This window comes from Paenibacillus sp. J23TS9 (genome assembly GCF_018403225.1).
In the GTDB taxonomy this organism is placed as follows: domain Bacteria; phylum Bacillota; class Bacilli; order Paenibacillales; family Paenibacillaceae; genus Paenibacillus_AQ.
In genome coordinates this window covers 445,977-464,288 of record NZ_BOSG01000001.1, presented here as the reverse complement: position 1 = coordinate 464,288, position 18,312 = coordinate 445,977, and the positions used below count along the sequence as shown (strand labels likewise).

Annotated in this window: 18 protein-coding genes; 4 read left to right on the top strand and 14 right to left on the bottom strand. The window is 49.9% G+C overall.

All coding sequences use genetic code 11. From position 1 onward, the window contains the following. Positions 1-404 precede the first annotated feature (404 nt). The 3 genes from KJS65_RS02220 to KJS65_RS02210 all read left to right on the top strand — a co-directional run bounded on the left by KJS65_RS02220 (position 405) and on the right by KJS65_RS02210 (position 2,766). On the top strand, positions 405-1,649 hold the full coding sequence (locus KJS65_RS02220; protein ID WP_213648378.1) for a DNA polymerase IV: 1,245 nt from the start codon (positions 405-407) through the stop codon (positions 1,647-1,649). Next, a complete protein-coding gene (locus KJS65_RS02215) occupies positions 1,646-1,996 on the top strand; it encodes a YolD-like family protein (RefSeq protein ID WP_213648377.1) in 351 nt (116 codons plus the stop codon). The genes KJS65_RS02220 and KJS65_RS02215 overlap by 4 nt, the downstream gene beginning before the upstream one ends. A 92-nt stretch (positions 1,997-2,088) precedes the next feature. Next, the gene (locus tag KJS65_RS02210) at positions 2,089-2,766 is read left to right on the top strand and encodes an SOS response-associated peptidase (protein ID WP_213648376.1); all 678 of its coding nucleotides are present in this window, start codon (positions 2,089-2,091) and stop codon (positions 2,764-2,766) included. Positions 2,767-2,868: 102 nt separating this feature from the next. Here the strand turns inward: KJS65_RS02210 and KJS65_RS02205 are convergent, their stop codons facing one another. From KJS65_RS02205 to KJS65_RS02185, 5 genes are all read right to left on the bottom strand, one after another. Next, complete coding sequence (locus KJS65_RS02205; RefSeq protein ID WP_213648375.1) at positions 2,869-3,261, bottom strand: cupredoxin domain-containing protein; 393 nt, start codon at positions 3,259-3,261, stop codon at positions 2,869-2,871. A gap of 286 nt (positions 3,262-3,547) precedes the next feature. Then, the gene (locus KJS65_RS02200; RefSeq protein ID WP_136607032.1) at positions 3,548-3,835 is read right to left on the bottom strand and encodes a stage VI sporulation protein F; all 288 of its coding nucleotides are present in this window, start codon (positions 3,833-3,835) and stop codon (positions 3,548-3,550) included. 66 nt (positions 3,836-3,901) lie between these two features. Further along, on the bottom strand, positions 3,902-5,953 hold the full coding sequence (gene recG / locus KJS65_RS02195; protein WP_213648374.1) for an ATP-dependent DNA helicase RecG: 2,052 nt from the start codon (positions 5,951-5,953) through the stop codon (positions 3,902-3,904). A gap of 14 nt (positions 5,954-5,967) precedes the next feature. Beyond that, the gene (locus KJS65_RS02190; RefSeq protein WP_213648373.1) at positions 5,968-6,825 is read right to left on the bottom strand and encodes a DegV family protein; all 858 of its coding nucleotides are present in this window, start codon (positions 6,823-6,825) and stop codon (positions 5,968-5,970) included. Positions 6,826-6,896: 71 nt separating this feature from the next. Then, complete coding sequence (locus KJS65_RS02185; protein WP_213648372.1) at positions 6,897-8,702, bottom strand: DAK2 domain-containing protein; 1,806 nt, start codon at positions 8,700-8,702, stop codon at positions 6,897-6,899. Positions 8,703-8,988: 286 nt separating this feature from the next. On the opposite strand from KJS65_RS02185, the gene rpmB reads away from it, so the two are divergent. Continuing rightward, positions 8,989-9,177: a 50S ribosomal protein L28 gene (gene rpmB, locus KJS65_RS02180; protein WP_136606385.1), complete on the top strand. Its 189-nt coding sequence runs from the start codon at positions 8,989-8,991 to the stop codon at positions 9,175-9,177. Positions 9,178-9,378: 201 nt separating this feature from the next. On the opposite strand, the gene spoVM is transcribed toward rpmB, so the two are convergent. From spoVM to def, 9 genes are all read right to left on the bottom strand, one after another. Then, positions 9,379-9,459, bottom strand: coding sequence for a stage V sporulation protein SpoVM (gene spoVM / locus KJS65_RS02175; RefSeq protein WP_034273235.1), 81 nt, complete (start codon positions 9,457-9,459; stop codon positions 9,379-9,381). 175 nt (positions 9,460-9,634) lie between these two features. Continuing rightward, positions 9,635-10,297 carry a ribulose-phosphate 3-epimerase gene (gene rpe / locus KJS65_RS02170; RefSeq protein WP_213648371.1) on the bottom strand — a complete coding sequence of 221 codons (663 nt, stop codon included), beginning with the start codon at positions 10,295-10,297 and terminating at the stop codon, positions 9,635-9,637. Between the two features lie 5 nt (positions 10,298-10,302). Beyond that, on the bottom strand, positions 10,303-11,220 hold the full coding sequence (gene rsgA / locus KJS65_RS02165) for a ribosome small subunit-dependent GTPase A (RefSeq protein WP_213648370.1): 918 nt from the start codon (positions 11,218-11,220) through the stop codon (positions 10,303-10,305). A gap of 53 nt (positions 11,221-11,273) precedes the next feature. Further along, complete coding sequence (pknB, locus tag KJS65_RS02160) at positions 11,274-13,460, bottom strand: Stk1 family PASTA domain-containing Ser/Thr kinase (protein WP_213648369.1); 2,187 nt, start codon at positions 13,458-13,460, stop codon at positions 11,274-11,276. Beyond that, the gene (locus KJS65_RS02155) at positions 13,457-14,233 is read right to left on the bottom strand and encodes a Stp1/IreP family PP2C-type Ser/Thr phosphatase (RefSeq protein ID WP_213648368.1); all 777 of its coding nucleotides are present in this window, start codon (positions 14,231-14,233) and stop codon (positions 13,457-13,459) included. The genes pknB and KJS65_RS02155 overlap by 4 nt, the downstream gene beginning before the upstream one ends. Positions 14,234-14,240: 7 nt before the next feature. Further along, entirely contained in the window at positions 14,241-15,281 is a 1,041-nt protein-coding gene (gene rlmN, locus KJS65_RS02150; protein ID WP_136606390.1) for a dual-specificity RNA methyltransferase RlmN, read from the bottom strand. A gap of 154 nt (positions 15,282-15,435) precedes the next feature. Beyond that, complete coding sequence (rsmB, locus tag KJS65_RS02145) at positions 15,436-16,755, bottom strand: 16S rRNA (cytosine(967)-C(5))-methyltransferase RsmB (protein WP_374706165.1); 1,320 nt, start codon at positions 16,753-16,755, stop codon at positions 15,436-15,438. Positions 16,756-16,805: 50 nt separating this feature from the next. Next, positions 16,806-17,738 (bottom strand): methionyl-tRNA formyltransferase, encoded by a 933-nt coding sequence (gene fmt / locus KJS65_RS02140; protein WP_213648367.1) that lies wholly within the window; start codon positions 17,736-17,738, stop codon positions 16,806-16,808. A 6-nt stretch (positions 17,739-17,744) separates the two neighbouring features. Then, the gene (gene def, locus KJS65_RS02135) at positions 17,745-18,227 is read right to left on the bottom strand and encodes a peptide deformylase (protein WP_213648366.1); all 483 of its coding nucleotides are present in this window, start codon (positions 18,225-18,227) and stop codon (positions 17,745-17,747) included. Positions 18,228-18,312 lie beyond the last annotated feature (85 nt).

Here is an 18,312-nt window from a genome sequence, read left to right as displayed (position 1 = left end):
CTAAAGTTGTGGTCGTTTTAACATCTTTATCCATAAAGATTACAAAATTGATACTATAGTCCGATAAAGCAGCAGCGAAAAACCGCGCCACTACAACGTTTTCCGAAAATCGCATTTTTCAAAAAATAAGGAGAGAGTCCCGGACGGGACAAACAGTCCCGGATGTTTATTAAATGGATATATATGGATATAATTGGTATGACTATCCGGGTACTATTAAAGTAGGCCCCAGTTGGTTTGCGCTCCTTTATAACTAGGAATATGGTTGATGATCTCAGAAATTCAAACCGCGGATAAGCCTTTTTTGCAAATAATTCCGGTTGAAAATAGAATATTTCTCCGTTATGCTAATAATAATAAGAACATGTGTTCCTGCAATTGTGAAATGATAAGGAGCGAGTCCCATGGTCAAGGCAAAAAACCGTGTCATTATGCTGGCTGACTGCCAGTCCTTTTATGCCAGCGTCGAGAAGGCTGCCCATCCCGAATATGAGGGCAAGCCTTTAGTCGTATCCGGGGATCCTGCCCGCCGCTCAGGCATCATTCTTGCCGCATGCCCGCTTGCCAAGAAATTTGGGGTGACAACGGCCGAGCGCCTCGGGGATGCGCTGCGCAAATGCCCGCATCTGATTGTCGTCCGCCCGCGGATGGCCGAATATATCCGTGTATCTCTGCATATCACGGAAATTCTGCAATCCTTCACCGATCTTGTGGAGCCTTACAGCATTGATGAACAACATCTGGATGTCACCGGCAGTCTCGGATTGTTTGGCAGCCCGGATGAAATCGCACGCCGGATTCAGCATCAGGTAAAGTATGAAACCGGCATTTATGTACGGGTAGGAATCAGCGATTGCAAGGTTCTCAGTAAAATGGCCTGCGATATTTTTGCCAAAAAGAACAAGGAAGGCATCTACACACTGAAGCGTGAGGAGTTGGCCAAAGACCTGTGGGAAAAGCCTGTACATGAAATGTTCATGGTCGGCTCGCGGATGACCCGCCACTTATTCAAGATGGGTATCCACACCATCGGAGATCTGGCGCAAACGCCGCTGCCCCGGCTGACTGAGCGCTGGGGCGTGAACGGCGAGGTGCTGTGGCGCATTGCCCGCGGCATGGATTCTTCCCCTGTCACACCTCATAGCCAGCTCCAGCAGCAAAAGGGCGTAGGACATCAAATGACACTTCCGCGTGACTATACAGACTGGAAAGAACTTCGGGTCGTGCTGCTGGAGCTGTGCGAGCAGGTCGGCCGGCGCTGCCGGGAAAAGGGACTGATGGGTTTCGTCGTCAGCGTAGGATGCCAAGGGGCAGACTATGACCGCCCCACCGGCTTTTCCAGACAAATGAAGCTTTCTGACCCCACCAATATAACCGATGAAATTTACAGCGCGGCCTGCCTTTTGTTTCATCGGCACTGGAACGGACTTCCAGTCCGTAAAATCGGCATCTCCTTATCCGATCTCAGCGCGGATTCCCTCGTTCAGCTGACGCTGTTCGGAGACCGTGACCGGAAGCGGGAGCTGGAGCGGGCCACGGACGGTATCAAGCGTAGGTTTGGCGAAACCGCCATTCTCCGCGCTTCCTCACTTCAGGATTCCGGCCAAGCGCAGGAACGCTCTCTTCGAATTGGAGGCCACTATAAATGAGCAAAAAATTGCAAGGCAACGGGCTGTTTGAATCATCGCGGATGATGCTGCCCGAGCACCGGGAAGCATATATCCAGCATCAGCAGCATCTGGTACACCGCCATCCGCCGCTCATTGATCCTCAGGCCGAGGAGGAAATGACCAGAGTGATGGCGGCAGCATGGTACAGCGGTTCACCGGTTACGATCACCCTGTTTGACGAACCCGCAGATATACAGCTTACGGGGCATGTACTCCGGATCGACGCCTCCCGGCGGCAGATCCGGTGGGACGGAAATGATGGCGAAGGTCCTGAATGGATCCGCATGGATCAAATCATCGGCGCAGTGGCGGAAAGCGAAATATAGCGGTACACTGGATATCATAAGGCTGCTCGGTCTTCTGTGCTTTAGGAGCATTAGAAAAGTGCCGGCAGCCAGCCAAGGAGGGCTGATGCCGCATGTGTGGGCGTTTTACACTGATTGTATCGCTGGAGGAACTTATGCTGCGGTATGAGATGGATCCCGGACATTCCGTACCCTATCATCACCCGCAATATAATATTGCGCCGACACAGATGGTTCTATCCATTATTCATGACGGAAGCCGTCTCCGGCTCGGTGAGCTGAAATGGGGATTGGTGCCTTCCTGGGCCAAAGACAGCACCATGGGCAGCCGCATGATCAATGCACGGAGCGAAACGCTGCTTGAAAAGCCGGCCTACAGGCTGCCCTTCGAACGGAAAAGATGTCTCATTCCAGCAGATGGATTTTATGAATGGCAAAAGACAGGTAACGGAAAGCGACCCTACCGGATCAAGCTGAAAAGCAGCGAATTGTTCAGCATGGCTGGACTGTATGATATTTGGGTCCGCGAGGATGGAAGCAAGCTTGCGACCTGCACCGTCATCACAACCCGGCCGAATTCGCTGATGGAGCCGATTCATGACCGAATGCCTGTTATCCTTCGTCCAGAGGACGAGCTGCGCTGGATCGAACGGGGAACCGCAGATACAGAGGAACTGCAACAGCTTCTGATTCCTTATCCCGCCAGTGAAATGGAAGCTTATCCGGTAAGCAGTACGGTGAATTCGGTTAAAAATGATTCTCCGCTTTGTATTGAAAAGAGCTCGTTGTAACTATAGCCTACATCTACAAATGCAACGCAAAATACCGCCAGATAGCCTCAATTGAGGATATAGGCGGTATTTTACTGTCCTTACGTGTGATAATTAAAATGCTTATTCTACAATGATTTTACCCACCATGTTGTCATGGCCGGCACCGCACATAACGGAGCAATGGAATTCATGTTCTCCTGCTGCATCCGCTGTGAATTCAGCGGAACCATCCTTTTGCAGGTTTACCTTGAAGTCTGGGATTTCCAAACCGTGTGCACCTTCTTTATTGACAAGCGTAATTTTGACCTTATCGCCTTTTTTAACTTTAATCTCGGCAGGTTCAAACTGGAAATTCGTTGCTGTAACTTTAATTTCCTGAGTTCCCCCGGCACCCGTGCCAGTACCGCCCGAAGAAGCCGAATTATTCGCAGTGTTGTTGTTGGTCTTGCTGCCGCAAGCGCTCAGCGCAAATACCAACAGCAATGTTAACCCCAGTGTCATCCATTTTTTCATGCGTAAGACCTCCAGTAAAGTAATGATGAATGTAACACGTATTACTTAAACCAGTTTACATAATGTTAATCAGATCTTTTCCGGCTATCTCGATTCAGCTCGTCATTCGTGGGCAGCTGCCGGCTCCAGAAAAACGGCTTCCTTTCACCTGTCTTATTTTTGACCGAGAAAGCGCGAACTATGCAAGCTGAAGGTCTTTCTGTATAAAAAAAAGACCTTTAAGGAGATACCGCAGCGGTATTCTCCCTAAAGATCCCATCCATTTTTTCATTATTCACTCGTACGATCAACGGAACATGCCCCAAAGCTTGATTAAATGAAATGTATTATTCGGATCAATCTTCTGAGCCACCACAAAGCGTACGATCTGCTGCTCCTCGGCTTGTGATAAATTCTCCTTCAATACTCCCGTCGCTGATTTGACCAGGCGCTGAACCTTTGCTGGATCCTGAAGATCATACTTACTGACACCTTCAATGATTCCTTTGATCCGTTCCTTGGTCGCAGGATTTTTCATTTTTTGCTTGATTCTAGCCACGAGTGCAGGACTAATTCCATACTGCTGATAACCCAAAACATTGGCACCTCCCGTCAAATTCCAATTCAACTAAGTATATGACGGGGTGCCTGTCCCAAGTGCCTAATCTACCAAATCTCCTTGAAAAATCTGTTCCTGCTGAAGATATTCCCTCAAGGCGGCAAACGCTGGTGAAGTCCAGAAAATATGATCCCCCACCAGTTGTGACGCATCATCCCGCGCCTTCTCCAGAACTTCAAAATCGCTGACCATATCTGCAAGCCGAAACTCCGGGAGCCCGCTTTGCTTCGTCCCGAAAAAATCACCCGGACCTCTAAGATCCAGATCCCGGCGCGACACTTCGAAGCCATCGTCAGTCTCCGTCATGACATTCATGCGTTCCTGTCCAACTTCAGACTTTGGATCGGCAATGAGTATACAGTAGGAGGCATGCTGCCCCCGGCCTACCCGGCCGCGCAGCTGATGCAGCTGGGACAGGCCGAAACGGTCAGCATCCATGATGATCATCAGCGTCGCATTGGGCACATCCACACCGACCTCTACAACGGTAGTAGACACCAGCAGTTGAACTTCATTTTCATTAAAGGAGCGCATTACTTCTTCCTTCTCGGCCGGCGTCATCCGGCCATGCAGCAAACCAACCCGATATTTCGGAAAAGCCTGCTGCATCTGAATATGCAGGTCAATCGCGTTTTGTACATCCAGCTTCTCGGATTCCTCGATTAAAGGACAAATGAGATAGGCCTGTCTTCCCTGGTCGATCTCTTTGGAAATGAAACCGAGCACACGGTCCATCATGTCATGCTTGACCCAATATGTCGTAATCGGAATCCGCCCTTTTGGACGTTCTGATAACGTCGAGACATCCATATCCCCGAAAGCCGTAATCGCCAGCGTCCGCGGAATCGGAGTAGCCGTCATGGTCAGTACATCCGGATTATAGCCCTTCCGCCGCAAAATGCTGCGTTGATTAACACCGAAGCGATGCTGTTCATCCGTAACGACCAGACCCAGTTGGCGGAAGAACACATCCTCCTGAATCAATGCATGTGTTCCCACCACAATATCGGTCATACCCATTTGCAGCGAACCCAGCAAATCTTTCCTTTTCCGCCCGTTTACGCTGCCTGTCAAAAGACCCACAGAGATACCGAACGGTTCAAACAGCTTTTGCAAGGAACGCATATGCTGCTCGGCCAGGATTTCCGTAGGAACCATCAGAGCTCCCTGGAACCCGGAACGGACCGCGCCATACAGAGCGATCGCCGCAATCACGGTTTTCCCTGAACCTACATCGCCCTGCAGCAGCCGGTTCATACAGTAAGGAGAACGCATATCCTGCAAAATTTCCAGCTCCACTTTTTTTTGCGCATCCGTCAGTTCAAAGGGAAGGCTCCGTACAAACTCCCGCATCGTCTTGTTGTCCACGGTATGCACAATCCCATCCATCCGGCTGCGGTTAAGTGCCCGGTAAGCCTGCATTTTTAGCTGGAACAAAAACAATTCCTCATAAACCATCCGTTCCCGCCCCTGTGATCCTTCGCGTGTATCCTGGGGCTGGTGGATGGTAGCAATCGCCTGCTTGCGCGGCATAAAATGATACTTTTGCATAATCGTTTGCGGCAGAATCTCCGGGATCATTTCTCCGTATTGGGTAAGTGCCTGACCCATCGTCTTCCGCATCCAAGACTGCGTTATTTTCCCCCCGACGGAGTAGACCGGCTGCAGCGTACCGCTGCGCCAGGCTCCCTGGTCCGGAAATTCCGATTCAGACACGGTCAGCTGCATTCTCCGCTGATCCCATTTGCCCACCAGCACAATTTCTCTGCCGCTTGTCAATTGATCACGCAGGAAGTGCCTGTTGAACCATGTCGCCGTAAACATCCACTGCTCTGCCATCATCTTGCAGGATAATCTCGATTTCCGCCCGAAGCGCTGCAGCACAGGAATACCCATGATTTTGGCTTGTATCGTTATTTTATCTCCGTCTTTGACTTCACTAAGTGTACGCAGACGATAATCTTCATATCGAAAAGGGTAATACTCCAGCAGCTCTTTCACCGTAGAGATGCCAAAGGCGTGAAGCTCTCCTTCTTTGAGAGCACTCACGCCGCGCACCTGCCGGATTGAAATTTGATCCAAACTAAGACTCATTTCCATCCCTCATTTTAAGCTGGCCATATAAATACGGCCAAAGTCCCGGGTCCCACATGGGTGCCGACAACCGGACCGACATTGGTGAGCACGACTTCACCCAGGCTGTAATGCCGGGAAAGCTCTTCCAGTACCGGATCGGCTGAAGCCGGGTCTGCCGTATGGCCTACTGCCACGTTAATGTTTTGTATCCCGCCCAGATCCTCCTGAAACCGTTCAATCATGCGGGCTATTGCCTTTTTGCGGCCTCTAACTTTTTCCACTGCATATATAATGCCTTCTTCATCAATGGACAGGATCGGCTTAATGTTCAGCAGGTTACCGATGATGGCAGCCGCTTTGCCGATCCGCCCTCCTTTTTGCAAATACTCCAAAGTATCTACGAGAAAATAGAGCTTGCGCTGCTGACGCATTTTTTCTACGGATGAAAGGATCTCATCCACGCTTTGGCCTTCAGCGGCAAGCCGGGCTGCATGCACAACCAGTAGACCGAAACCGTAGGAGGCTGATTTGGAATCTACTACCGTAATTTCCGGGGGATCCTCCATCAGTGATTTGGCCAGGACCGCCGATTGGTATGTGCCGCTCAGTCCCGACGAAATATGAAGTGAGATAATCGGGCTGCCGGGATGCTGAGTCATAATATTCTCATAGACTTGCATATAATCGGCAGGGGAAGCCTGCGACGTGGTAGGCAGCTGCTCCGACTGAACAAGCCTTTTGTAGAACGCTTCAGCTGAGATATCCACGCCGTCTTGAAAGGTTTCTTCACCAAACATCAGGCGAAGCGGTACGACATGAATATCATACTTGCTGACCAGCTCTTCAGGTATGTCAGAGGTGCTGTCCGTCACAATTACCGCATGGGTCATGCGAGTGGCCTCCTTTAACTGATTTAACTATATTAGTTCAATTTAAATCTTCGTTTCTCTTTCAATATGATCTAGGATTCTACAGAGAAAATATAATAATAAACTGGCTGTCCGCCTTGATGCACTTCCACCTCAGCATTCGGATAATTCTCGCCGAGCCAGTCTGCCAGCTCAGCCGTCATCTCAGACTGTGTCTCTTCACCAGCGAGCACCGTTACGATTTCATCTCCGCTCACAAGCATTTTCGACAGAAGCTCCTGGCATGCGCCCAAAAGTCCTTCAGCCGCAGTAACAATCTTCGAGTTCTCGATGCCGATATACTGACCGGCTTTAATATCGAGATTATCGATCTGGGTATCGCGTACCGAATAAGTCACCTGTCCGGACTTGATCCGCATAACAGCGTCCATCATATTGTGCGTGTTGATGTCCTGGGTCTCCTCTTCGGAGAAGGCAAAAGCGGCAGCGATGCCTTGCGGAATGCTCTTGCTCGGAATAACCGTTACACTGCGTTCGCCTTCAAGCAGTTCTGCAGCCTGCTGAGCAGCCAGCACAATGTTGGAGTTATTCGGTAAAATATATACATGCTGTGCTGAAATGGATCCGATAGCATTGACAAAATCCTCGGTACTCGGATTCATGGTCTGTCCGCCGGATAGCACTGCATCCACGCCGAGACTTTTGAAAATATCCGCGATGCCCTGACCGGAAGCCACCGCGATAAAGCCATACGGTGCCAGTTCATCCGCCGGAGGCGTAGCCGGAGCCTGCTCCCGCGAATCCACTACGGGATCGACTGGAATTTCAGCGAAGAGCTCGGGCATTGGAGCAATATCCAGACCGGTAGTTAAAAGATCCCGATGCTGTTCACGCATATTCAAAATATGGATTTGTGTAATTTCACCATAACGAAGCGCAAGATTCAGCACCTCTCCCGGAGCTTTGGAGTGGACATGCACTTTGATCAGTTCATCATCGGCAATAATAATAATGGAGTCCCCATTAATTGATAGCGCTTTCCTGAATAGATCCTCATCAAAATGCGCCTCAGTAACGCCACCAAGCTGACGGTTAATAAAAAATTCCATATCGTACAAAAATTCGATATCTTCTGTTTCAATTTTGGATTGGGCAAGCTCAGGGCGGTTAGCAAATACAGAAGCAGCGGGTCCCGTTACAGCTGCAGACGCTGTCTCCTGATCATTCACCTCGTATGCTTGTCTTGCGGCTGGCTGAGCCACATAATCAGGCGAGCTCAGCGCTCCTTGCAGGTAGCGGAGGAAGCCTTCATAAATGTAGACAAGTCCCTGCCCCCCTGAATCAACTACTCCTACCTGCTTTAGAACAGGCAGCATATCAGGAGTCTGAGAGAGTGTTTCCTGCGCCTTAAGCAGTACCTGCTCCATCAATTCGGTAATATCATTAGTCCGACGAGCATAGTAAACCGCATGTTTGGCAGCCTCTTTTGCCACTGTCAAAATCGTGCCTTCAACCGGCTTTACAACAGCTTTATATGCAGCATCCACACCTGTTTGCAGGGCAGCGGCAAATTGCATCGCATTCAGCTCGCTGTACGGCGCAGCATAACGTCCAAAACCGCGGAACAGCTGTGATGTGATTACACCGGAATTTCCGCGTGCCCCCATCAGCAGTCCTTTGGACAACACACCTGCACTGTGTCCAATCGATTCGGAATTATTTCTTTTTAACTCAGTTACACCTGCACTCATCGTCAAGTTCATATTAGTCCCTGTGTCACCATCAGGCACCGGAAACACATTTAAGGAATTGACATGTTCTGCATGCTGCTGCAATTTTTCAGCACCGGCCAATACCATGGCGGTAAAATCAGTCCCATTCAAAGAACGCTTACTCAATGATAAATCCCCTTCCTAGCTTGATCCCTAAGCCACTGGCGTTCTTATACATACGTATCATTCACGTTTTCGTTTCGCCATTTGCGTTCTAAAATCGTATTTTGCTCAACCCTTATATTAAACATATAAACACCCCATGATAATCCAGTATGGGCTATTCATCATTGTACTATAAGAAGCATGAGAAATAAATGTTTTTGCACGATGGTTGACGAAGCATTTTTTGCTGTGATATTATATACAAGTATTGTTTTATGCAGGTGTTTGGAACAAGGAGGTGTAATCTATGTCTCGCCAATGTTATGTGACTGGCAAGAAGCCAGGAAGCGGTAACCACGTATCCCACGCTAACAACCGTAACCGTCGTTCTTGGGGTGTGAACGTGCAAAAAGTTCGTATTCTTGTTGACGGCAAACCAAAGCGCGTTTATGTGAGCACTCGTGCGCTCAAAGCAGGTAAAGTTACCCGCGTATAATAGAAACAAACTTGTATCGTTTTACTTACACAGTAGAAAGACCGCTTCATGCGGGAGATTATTTCTTAAGTATAGCATATAAGCAAAAAGCACCTTGTTTGCAGCAGGTGCTTTTTTTAATGCCTTTGTTCCTGTTCGGTGGGGTTTCATGCCGCCTGCGTCAGAGGTTTATTGCACTAAGCGGCATACCATAAGGAGTCTTCAGCTTTTATGAAATGTGTTTAAAATAGCTTTTACGAATCCTCCCAAAAACTTTGGCAGCTTAAATGTGTAAAATTTCATATTCCATTCCACCCTCCCCATCATTCTCATGTCATCACGTATGGTATGCCTGAGCGTGTTTGCTACAGAAAACGGACAAAAAAAGGTTACATGAGAACCTTGCTCATGTAACCAATGTATGCGCAAAATGCGTGACCTATGACTCAGGCAGACAAGTGAAGCCCGCCCAATATATTTATCCGTTTTGTACGCTGCTGCGAATGGCCTGAATCGCTGCTTCACGGTCCTTTTGTCCGAACACGGCACTTCCTGCAACCAATACATCTGCTCCAGCCTCTACAACCAAAGGCGCCGTCTCGCTCGTAATCCCGCCATCCACTTCAATATGAACATCGAAGAGAGAAGCTTCATTAAGCCACTGACGCACTTGGCGCACTTTCTGAACTGCCCGCGGAATAAATGCTTGTCCTCCGAAGCCCGGATTAACCGTCATGATCAGAACCATATCGATATCCTCCAGAACCTCTTGAATAACTGCTGCCGGTGTTCCCGGATTAATAGCGATTCCTGCTTTCACCCCATGCTCCTTGATCAGATGGATAACGCGGTGCAGATGAATACAGGCTTCGGCATGTACAGTAATCAGATCTGCGCCAGCCTTGGCAAAGTCAGCGATATATTGTTCCGGCTTATCAATCATCAAATGCACGTCCAGAGGCAGGCTCGTATGCGGCTTAATGGCACTGACAATAGGCGGCCCCAGTGTGATGTTGGGCACAAAATGCCCGTCCATCACGTCCACGTGGATCCAATCGGCTCCCGCTGCTTCCACGATCGAAATTTCCTGGCCCAATTGGGCAAAATCCGCTGACAATATCGATGGCGCTATTTTAATCATTTCCGTTAATACCTCCGCTTTTTATCTTTCATTTCCGTTAAAAACAACACATAATGCTCATAGCGGCTCGCTGCAATCTTTCCCTCTTCCACTGCTTCGATCACTTTACAGCCCGGTTCATGGGTATGGCTGCAGCCCCGGAATTTGCAATTCTCCGCATAGGAGAAGAACTCCCTGAAGCATGTCGACAGTTCCTCCACGCCCAGTTCCAGAAAATCCAACTGACTAAAACCTGGCGTATCGGCTACAAACCCGCCCTGCTCCAGCTCAATCAACTCCACATGGCGTGTGGTATGCTTCCCGCGGCCAAGTCTCATGCTGATCGCGCTGGTTTCAAGATCCAGCCCGGGCACAAGCCGGTTGAGAAGCGACGACTTGCCTACACCGGATTGACCGGAAAAGACACTGATTTGGCCTTTCAATGTTTCCTTCAGCAGATCCGTTCCCAGCCCTAAGCGTGAGCTTGATATGATCACTTGATAACCGATGTTTTCATACAAAGCTTTTACTATAGCGGCCGGGTTCTCAGTACCCGCTTCATCTGGCAGAAGATCATGCTTTGTCAGACAGATCACTGTATCCAGACCCGAATGCTCAATGTGGACCAGAAACTTATCGAGCAACTGCAGGTTTAGATCCGGCTCCCGCACCGAAAATACCAGAACTGCCAAGTCAACGTTGGCCACAGGAGGACGGATCAATTCAGAGCGGCGCGGTAGAATCTCATCCACCATGCCCTCCCCGTTTTCCGTATGGGAATAAAGAACATGATCCCCAACCAATGGAGTCACGCCTCTTTTCTTAAAAATGCCGCGTCCTCTGCATTGGACGGCGTTCTCGCCTCCCGAAGCAGCCATTCCGTTTTCGAGCGGTTTGACGTAGTAATATCCGCTTAACGCCTTCACGATCACTCCTTCAGGCATACATGAAAGGCCTCACTTTCTCTGACAGGCTCACGAACAAATCATCGGAACCTTTAATGGTCATGTTTGTATATTACAGCTTGGTTATCCTTGTTCTTACCTTTACCCTTGCCTGGATTACCATTATTCTTCCCGTTCCCGTTCCCAGGAAAATTCATACCCGTTTCATCATTATTGCCGTCATGGTTTCCGTCACCATTATCATCTTGAGATCCCGGATCGCTACCACTGTTATCCGGAAGGGTAACTGCAGGCACCGTACCATTCTTGGCATCTTCATAGGTAACCGTATAGGTGTCGAAAATCTGTCCGTCCTGTTTCACCGTTACAATCCCGTTAACGGTTGGGGAAAGCACCAGATCCACAGGGAATACCTGCGTTGAGTTAATGGTTTTCGTGCCCCACACTTTGCGCTCGCCACTGGTACGCGCATCGCTGTATTCAATGCTGATCTTGGTGTTCTGCCCTTCGACCGTTGGGGCAACCGGCAAATTAAACGTATATTTAAGCACGTCAGGCGGATATCCCGAGCTGACAGTCAAGACAACCTTGTCTCCTGGATTCGCATCCGAGCCCGGGTCGTACGGCCACTGCTTGATTACTTTACCTTTTTCAACGGTGTAGCTTGCTTCCTGCTCAATCGTCGGATCTGAGGTGAAGCCGTTCGCTTTCAGCTTCTGTACCGCCTTATCCTGCGTCAAATCGATCAGGCTTGGCATCTTCACCTGATTCGGACCCTTACTTACCGTTAGAGTGACCTTAGCTATCTCCGGATCCACATCGGAGTTGGCCCCAGGATCCTGAGAAATGACCGTGTTGACCGGCTTATCGCTAAACTGAGGATCCTGTTTGATGTTAACCTCTTTAAATCCGGCAGCCACCAAAGTCTTTACTGCTTGTTCATAAGAAGATTCTTTGACATCCGGCATTGGCTTGCTCGGCTTGGCCGCGCCGACGGAAAGCTGAATGGTGGAACCCTTCTTGACCTCGGTTCCCTCATCCTTGCTTTGGTCAAACACGACTCCTTCCTCCACACCTTCCTTATATTTGCGGATTACGTTCTCATCCACAACAAGGCCAAGCGCAGTTAGCTGGGAGCGGGCTACATCCTCTGTCTTATTGATGACACTCGGCACCTTCACATCCGGAACCGTGAGTGCATGAGTGACGTACCAAGCCAGCCCCCCCATAGCCAAGAGAAGCAGCAGCGTCAAGCCGATCCACAGCGCAGGGCGCCCCTTGGAATTTTTAGGCTTCTCTGCAGCTGCCGGCCGTTCCTCACGCTCAGAGTCAGCTGCCACGGGCGCTGGTCTGGATCGTACGGGACTTGCCCCGATATGCTGCGGCTTAATCGCGGGAATGACGCGCGTGCGGTCCTCATCATCGATATCCGTAAAATCTATTTTCTTCTCGTTTCTGCGCTCCGGCAGGAGGCAAGTTTCCAGGTCTTGCAGCATTTCTTTTGCACTCTGGTAACGCTCCTGCGGATTTTTACGCATCGATTTGAGAATAATATTTTCCACACTCTGCGGGATGAGAGGATTCACTTCACGCGGCTCTTCAAACTCCTCCTGCAAATGCTTGAGTGCGACACTGATCGGGCTTTCTCCAAGAAACGGGAGGCTAGCCGTCAGCATTTGATACAGTACAATACCAAGTGAATATAAATCCGATTTTTCTCCGGTAACTACACCTTTGGCATGCTCCGGAGAGAAATAATGTACAGAACCGATCACAGACCCGGTCTGGGTTATGGTCGTTGAGGTTACGGCACGGGCAATCCCGAAATCCGTTACTTTCACTCTGCCGTTACGCCCGATCAATATATTATGAGGTTTAATATCCCTATGAATAATCTGATTTTGGTGGGCATGATCGAGCGCATCACAAATCTGGGATGCGATTCGCACAGCCTCATCAATCTGCAGAGGTGCCCGCTCCTTGATAATTTCGTTCAGGTTATGCCCTTCGACGTACTCCATGACGATATAATGAACTTCGTCTTCCTGACCCACATCGTATATGCTGACAACGTTAGGGTGCGAGAGCGAAGCAGCCGATTGCGCCTCACGGCGGAAGCGGCGGATAAACTCCTCATCGTGCACAAACTGCTGGCGCAGCACCTTGACAGCGACGTTGCGGCCCAGTAGCAAATCATGGGCTTTGTAGACGAGAGCCATCCCGCCGCCGCCAATTCGTTCAATAATTTCATAACGGCCGCCCAATTCGTGTCCGATCATGAATCCCACTCCTTTATACTTTGCCCGGCGACTTCATCTTGAAGTTCAAACAGGGCGACGGTAATGTTGTCATCGCCTCCGGCGAGAAGTGCCAGCTGCAGAAGTCGGTCCGCCCGTTCATTCAGCGGAACGTCCTGCATTCCGGTAATTTGGGCGATGTGATCGCCACTAACCAGACTGCTGAGTCCATCGCTGCATAAAAGGAGTACTTCTCCGGCAGATAGTGTGACAGGATACAGATCGACAGATACCTCGGGATCAGTGCCCAAAGCGCGCATGATCACATTGCGCCGCGGATGGGTCTTCATTTCCTCGAGGCTTATCTGGCCGCTTTTAAACAGCTCATTAACAAGCGTATGATCTTCCGTAAGCTGAATGGCTTCACCATTCATAATCTTGTAAGCCCGGCTGTCTCCGATATGTCCAATAATTCCGGACTCGTCATGCAGCAGCAGCACCTCAACCGTCGTTCCCATGTTGTGATATTTTTCATTTTTGGATGCTTCGCTGTAGATGACATCATTGGCATGCAATATGGCATCACTAACCGCAGCGCTAAGACCCTCGGCAGACATGTTCTCTTCCAGCGCGGTCAGGTCTCCCGCAATGGTATCCACGGCAAGCCTGCTCGCGGTATCGCCAGCCTGATGGCCGCCCATACCGTCAGCAACGATGCCGATGGTGTATCCTTGCGGAAGCTGACCGATCCAGACTGAGTCCTCATTCACCGTTCGAACCCGCCCGATGTTACTGGCCTGAACTGTTTTGATCAAGTTTCTCTCACCTCAACTCCATATGCTTGGCACGCAGTTGTCCGCATGCAGCCGCGATATCGTGGCCTTGTTCACGGCGGATCGTTACATTCACACCGTTTTCTGCGAGTACTTTCTGAAACTTGAAAATATCATTACGTGATGTCCGGATATATTTACGCTCAGGCACATGGTTTACCGGAATCAAATTGACATGACAAAGCATGTCCTTCAGCACGTTGGCCAGCTCAAGCGCATGCTCCGGCTGATCATTTACCCCGCCGATCAAGGCGTATTCAAAAGTGATGCGGCGGCCAGTCTTAGCCAGATAGAATCGAAGGGATTCCATCACGTCCTCGAAAGGATAACGGCGGTTAACCGGCATGAGCTTGGAACGCAGCATGTCATTCGGAGCATGAATGGAAATCGCCAGATTGATCTGGGTATCCTCATTAGCGAATTTATAAATATTTGGAACAATGCCGCTGGTGGATACGGTAATATGCCGCTGGCCAATGTTAAGACCCTTCTCATGGATCATGATACGAAGGAATTTCATCGTAGCTTCATAATTCTCAAACGGCTCGCCGGAGCCCATGATAACAATGCTGCTGACACGTTCGCCCCTTTGATCCAGTATTTTTTGGGCCTGGACTACCTGTGCAACAATTTCGCCTGCTGTCAGATTACGCTTGAGCCCGCCAAGGGTAGATGCGCAGAATGTACATCCGATGCGACAGCCTACCTGGGTAGTCACGCAAATGCTGTTCCCGTAGCTGTGCTTCATAATAACCGTTTCGATTGCATGTTCATCATGCAGGCCAAACAGGAACTTAACCGTTCCATCCTTCGATTCGAGCTTGGTAATTTCGTTTAGGGTTACAAACTCAAACTGGTCCTCCAGCTTCTGGCGAAGCTCTTTAGAAAGGTTCGTCATTTCCTGAAAATTATTAACTCTCTTAACGTAAAGCCAGTCAAAAATCTGTCCGGCCCGAAACGCGGATTCTCCGTTTTCTTTTGCCCATTCCTGAAGATCATCCAAATTCAAATCATATATAAAAGGCTTCATTTCACCACACCTGTCTTTTATCATTCTATGCGTATTATTTCTCATTCTTCCTATTTTAACACAAAAAAAAGTAGCGGTAAAAGAGAAACCCCGCCCAAGCTAAAGGCCCAGCGGGATCATTTAAGCTGTATCAATCATGTCTTATTGCGATAGTTTAAGAGAATCTTTGGAGTCTGGCAATATAAAAGCCGTCACTATGATAGTCCTGCGGCAGTATCTGTACACCCGCTCCGCCGGTTGCGGAGTGCAGCTTGCTCCACTCCTCACCGGAATTTTCCGGAACCCCAAAACCGGGATGGGTCTCCAGAAAATGCTGTACCGTTCCTTCGTTCTCTTCCGGATCAATTGTGCAGGTACTGTACACCAGAATCCCGCCGACCCGCAGCAAAGAAGAAACGGAATCCAGCAGTTCAAGCTGCAGGCTGGCGATTTCGCCGATATCTTCGGCGGTTTTAGTCCATTTCAGGTCGGGCTTGCGCCGGATGACGCCTAGACCCGAGCAGGGAGCATCAAGCAAAATCCGGTCGAATGAACCCGCTGGATACCTTTGAACCAGTTCGAGCGCGTTCCCCGTCACGGTGTGGATGCTGTCTAACCCTAATCTTTCAGCCTGTTCGCCGATCAGCTTGCGCTTATGCTCATGTAGATCATTGGCTATAATCTCGCCTTGATCGTGCATAAGCTCTGCCATATGCGCTGTTTTGCCGCCCGGTGCGGCGCAGCAGTCCAGCACCTTCATGCCGGGCGCCGGCCGGACAGCGCCTGCCACGAGCATGGAGCTCTCATCCTGTACCGAGATTTGCCCGTCCCGGTACCACCCGCTAAGCGCCATATTGCCGCCGCTGTGCACCAGAATTCCTTCCGGTGAGAGCGATGAAGGGGTAGCCTCAAGTCCTGCCTCCTTCATTTCAGCCAACATCTCTTCACGACTGATCATCGTGATGTTAACCCGGACACTTACGGAAGGAGGCTCATTATTGGCCCGGCAAATCGCTTCTGCTGTAGTTTCGCCATATTGACTGATCCAGCGTTCCACCAGCCACTGCGGATGGGAATGCTCAAGCGCAATACGTTCGGCAGTCGAAAGACCTTCAGGGATTACCAAGTCCTCGCGGTTTCTCAGTAAGTTCCGCAGAACTCCATTCACCATTCCGGATATTCCTTGATGTCCCCGGTGTTTTGCCAGATTGACCGCCTCGTTGACCACGGCATGCGGAGGAATCCGGTCCAGGTACATCATTTGATACAAGCTGAGCCGCAGTAAATTCCTTACCCAAGGCTGCAGCTTTTTCACTCCTTTGGCTACAAAACGTTCCAGAAAATAATCCAGCGTATTGAGCCGGGAGACTGTTCCGTATACCAGCTCTGTTGCGAGACCCGTATCCTCTTTGGACAATGAAGCCCGCTGCAAGGCCGAATTCAGCTGCAAATTACTGTAGGCTTTATTCTGTTCAACCTGTGTCAGTACTTCCATGGCGAGTTCCCGCGCCGACATTCTTCCTTTGCCTTGGCGGTTACCTGCGCTCACCCGAGCACCGTCCCAGAAGTCATCGTATTGCCGCGGACAAACTCAGCCGCTTCCATCTGTTTTTTGCCGCTAGGCTGAATCCGAGTCAGCCACAGTGACGCATCGCCTGTTTTTACTTCAATCCCCTGATCAGTAAGCTGAAGCACCGTTCCAGGATCAGCTTCCTTGGAGGCTTTGTCTGTTTTTCGGGAAGCCCACGCTTTAAAGACCTCATCATTCCAAAGCGTGAAGGCACCGGAAAAGGGAACCAGACCACGAATCTGATTATAGATATCGCGCGTTGACGCACTCCAATCTATCTTTTCATCCTCGCGCTTCAAATTGGGCGCATACGAAGCCTTCTGCTCGTCCTGCACCTCAGCCTCCAGGCGTCCATTGGCCAGACGCGGCATTTGCTCTTTCAAGAGCGCCGCCCCGGCAATACTCAGCTTCTCAAACAGCGTTCCCGAGGTGTCCTCCTCATCGATAGGGATCTTCACCTGGGCAATCATATCTCCAGTATCCAGACCTTCTGCCATATACATCAGCGTGATGCCCGTTTCGGTTTCACCATTGATGATACAGCGCTGGATCGGTGCACCGCCCCGATATTGGGGAAGTAGCGAGCCATGAACATTGACACAGCCATTGGCAGGCAGTTCAAGCACACCTTTGGGAAGGATCTGCCCATATGCTGCCGTCACGATCAAATCCGGCTTGTAAGCTGCAAGCTCCGCTACCGCTTCAGGACTGCGCATGCGCTGAGGCTGAAGCACGGGAATCCCTTGCTCCAGAGCAACCTCTTTAACCGGTGTTGGCATCAGCACCTTTTTGCGTCCCTGAGGCCGGTCAGGCTGAGTTACCACTGCAACGACGTTATATCCTTCGTCCAGAAGCATGCGCAGACTGGGAACGGCAAAGGCCGGTGTCCCCATGAACACGATTTTCATGAAGCATTACTCCTTTCCGGGACGTTCTGGTACGTATTCATATACTTTTTCAGCAATGTCGGTAAACAGGACTCCATCCAGATGGTCAATCTCATGTTGGAAGCAACGGGACAATAATCCGGTACCTGTAATCGTTACCTCGTTACCGTTCTCATCCAATCCTTTTACCGTAACCTGCTCGGCGCGGCGCACATCCCCGTTATAGCCGGGAATACTGAGGCAGCCTTCGGGACCAAACTGTTCGCCTTCCTTCGCAACAATCACCGGATTCACAAGCTTGATCAACCCGTGATCGTCGCCCACGTCAACGACAATCAGCCGTTTCAGGATTCCGACCTGGGGAGCGGCAAGGCCGACACCTTCCGCGTCGTACATGGTTTCCGCCATATCCTTCAGTAGTTTTTTTACGTTTGGTGTAATTTCTTTTACTTCTTTTGCTATTTTGTGCAGTACTGCATCAGGTTCTTTTACGATAATGCGAATTGCCATGATGACACCTTCCTTATGGGTATTCATGTCAGGATTTTGCATAATCCTCATGTATTTGATTACATCCGTAGTTTCATTTCATATG

Coding starts and splice junctions, on each gene's coding strand:
- rpe (WP_213648371.1), bottom strand. CDS start 10,297: ATGATTAAAATAGCGCCATCGATATTGTCAGCGGATTTTGCCCAATTG.
- def (WP_213648366.1), bottom strand. CDS start 18,227: ATGGCAATTCGCATTATCGTAAAAGAACCTGATGCAGTACTGCACAAA.
- KJS65_RS02210 (WP_213648376.1), top strand. CDS start 2,089: ATGTGTGGGCGTTTTACACTGATTGTATCGCTGGAGGAACTTATGCTG.
- KJS65_RS02205 (WP_213648375.1), bottom strand. CDS start 3,261: ATGAAAAAATGGATGACACTGGGGTTAACATTGCTGTTGGTATTTGCG.
- KJS65_RS02220 (WP_213648378.1), top strand. CDS start 405: ATGGTCAAGGCAAAAAACCGTGTCATTATGCTGGCTGACTGCCAGTCC.
- rlmN (WP_136606390.1), bottom strand. CDS start 15,281: ATGAAGCCTTTTATATATGATTTGAATTTGGATGATCTTCAGGAATGG.
- KJS65_RS02190 (WP_213648373.1), bottom strand. CDS start 6,825: ATGACCCATGCGGTAATTGTGACGGACAGCACCTCTGACATACCTGAA.
- fmt (WP_213648367.1), bottom strand. CDS start 17,738: ATGAAAATCGTGTTCATGGGGACACCGGCCTTTGCCGTTCCCAGTCTG.
- rpmB (WP_136606385.1), top strand. CDS start 8,989: ATGTCTCGCCAATGTTATGTGACTGGCAAGAAGCCAGGAAGCGGTAAC.
- rsmB (WP_374706165.1), bottom strand. CDS start 16,755: ATGGAAGTACTGACACAGGTTGAACAGAATAAAGCCTACAGTAATTTG.
- KJS65_RS02215 (WP_213648377.1), top strand. CDS start 1,646: ATGAGCAAAAAATTGCAAGGCAACGGGCTGTTTGAATCATCGCGGATG.
- rsgA (WP_213648370.1), bottom strand. CDS start 11,220: ATGCCTGAAGGAGTGATCGTGAAGGCGTTAAGCGGATATTACTACGTC.
- pknB (WP_213648369.1), bottom strand. CDS start 13,460: ATGATCGGACACGAATTGGGCGGCCGTTATGAAATTATTGAACGAATT.
- spoVM (WP_034273235.1), bottom strand. CDS start 9,459: ATGAAATTTTACACATTTAAGCTGCCAAAGTTTTTGGGAGGATTCGTA.
- recG (WP_213648374.1), bottom strand. CDS start 5,953: ATGAGTCTTAGTTTGGATCAAATTTCAATCCGGCAGGTGCGCGGCGTG.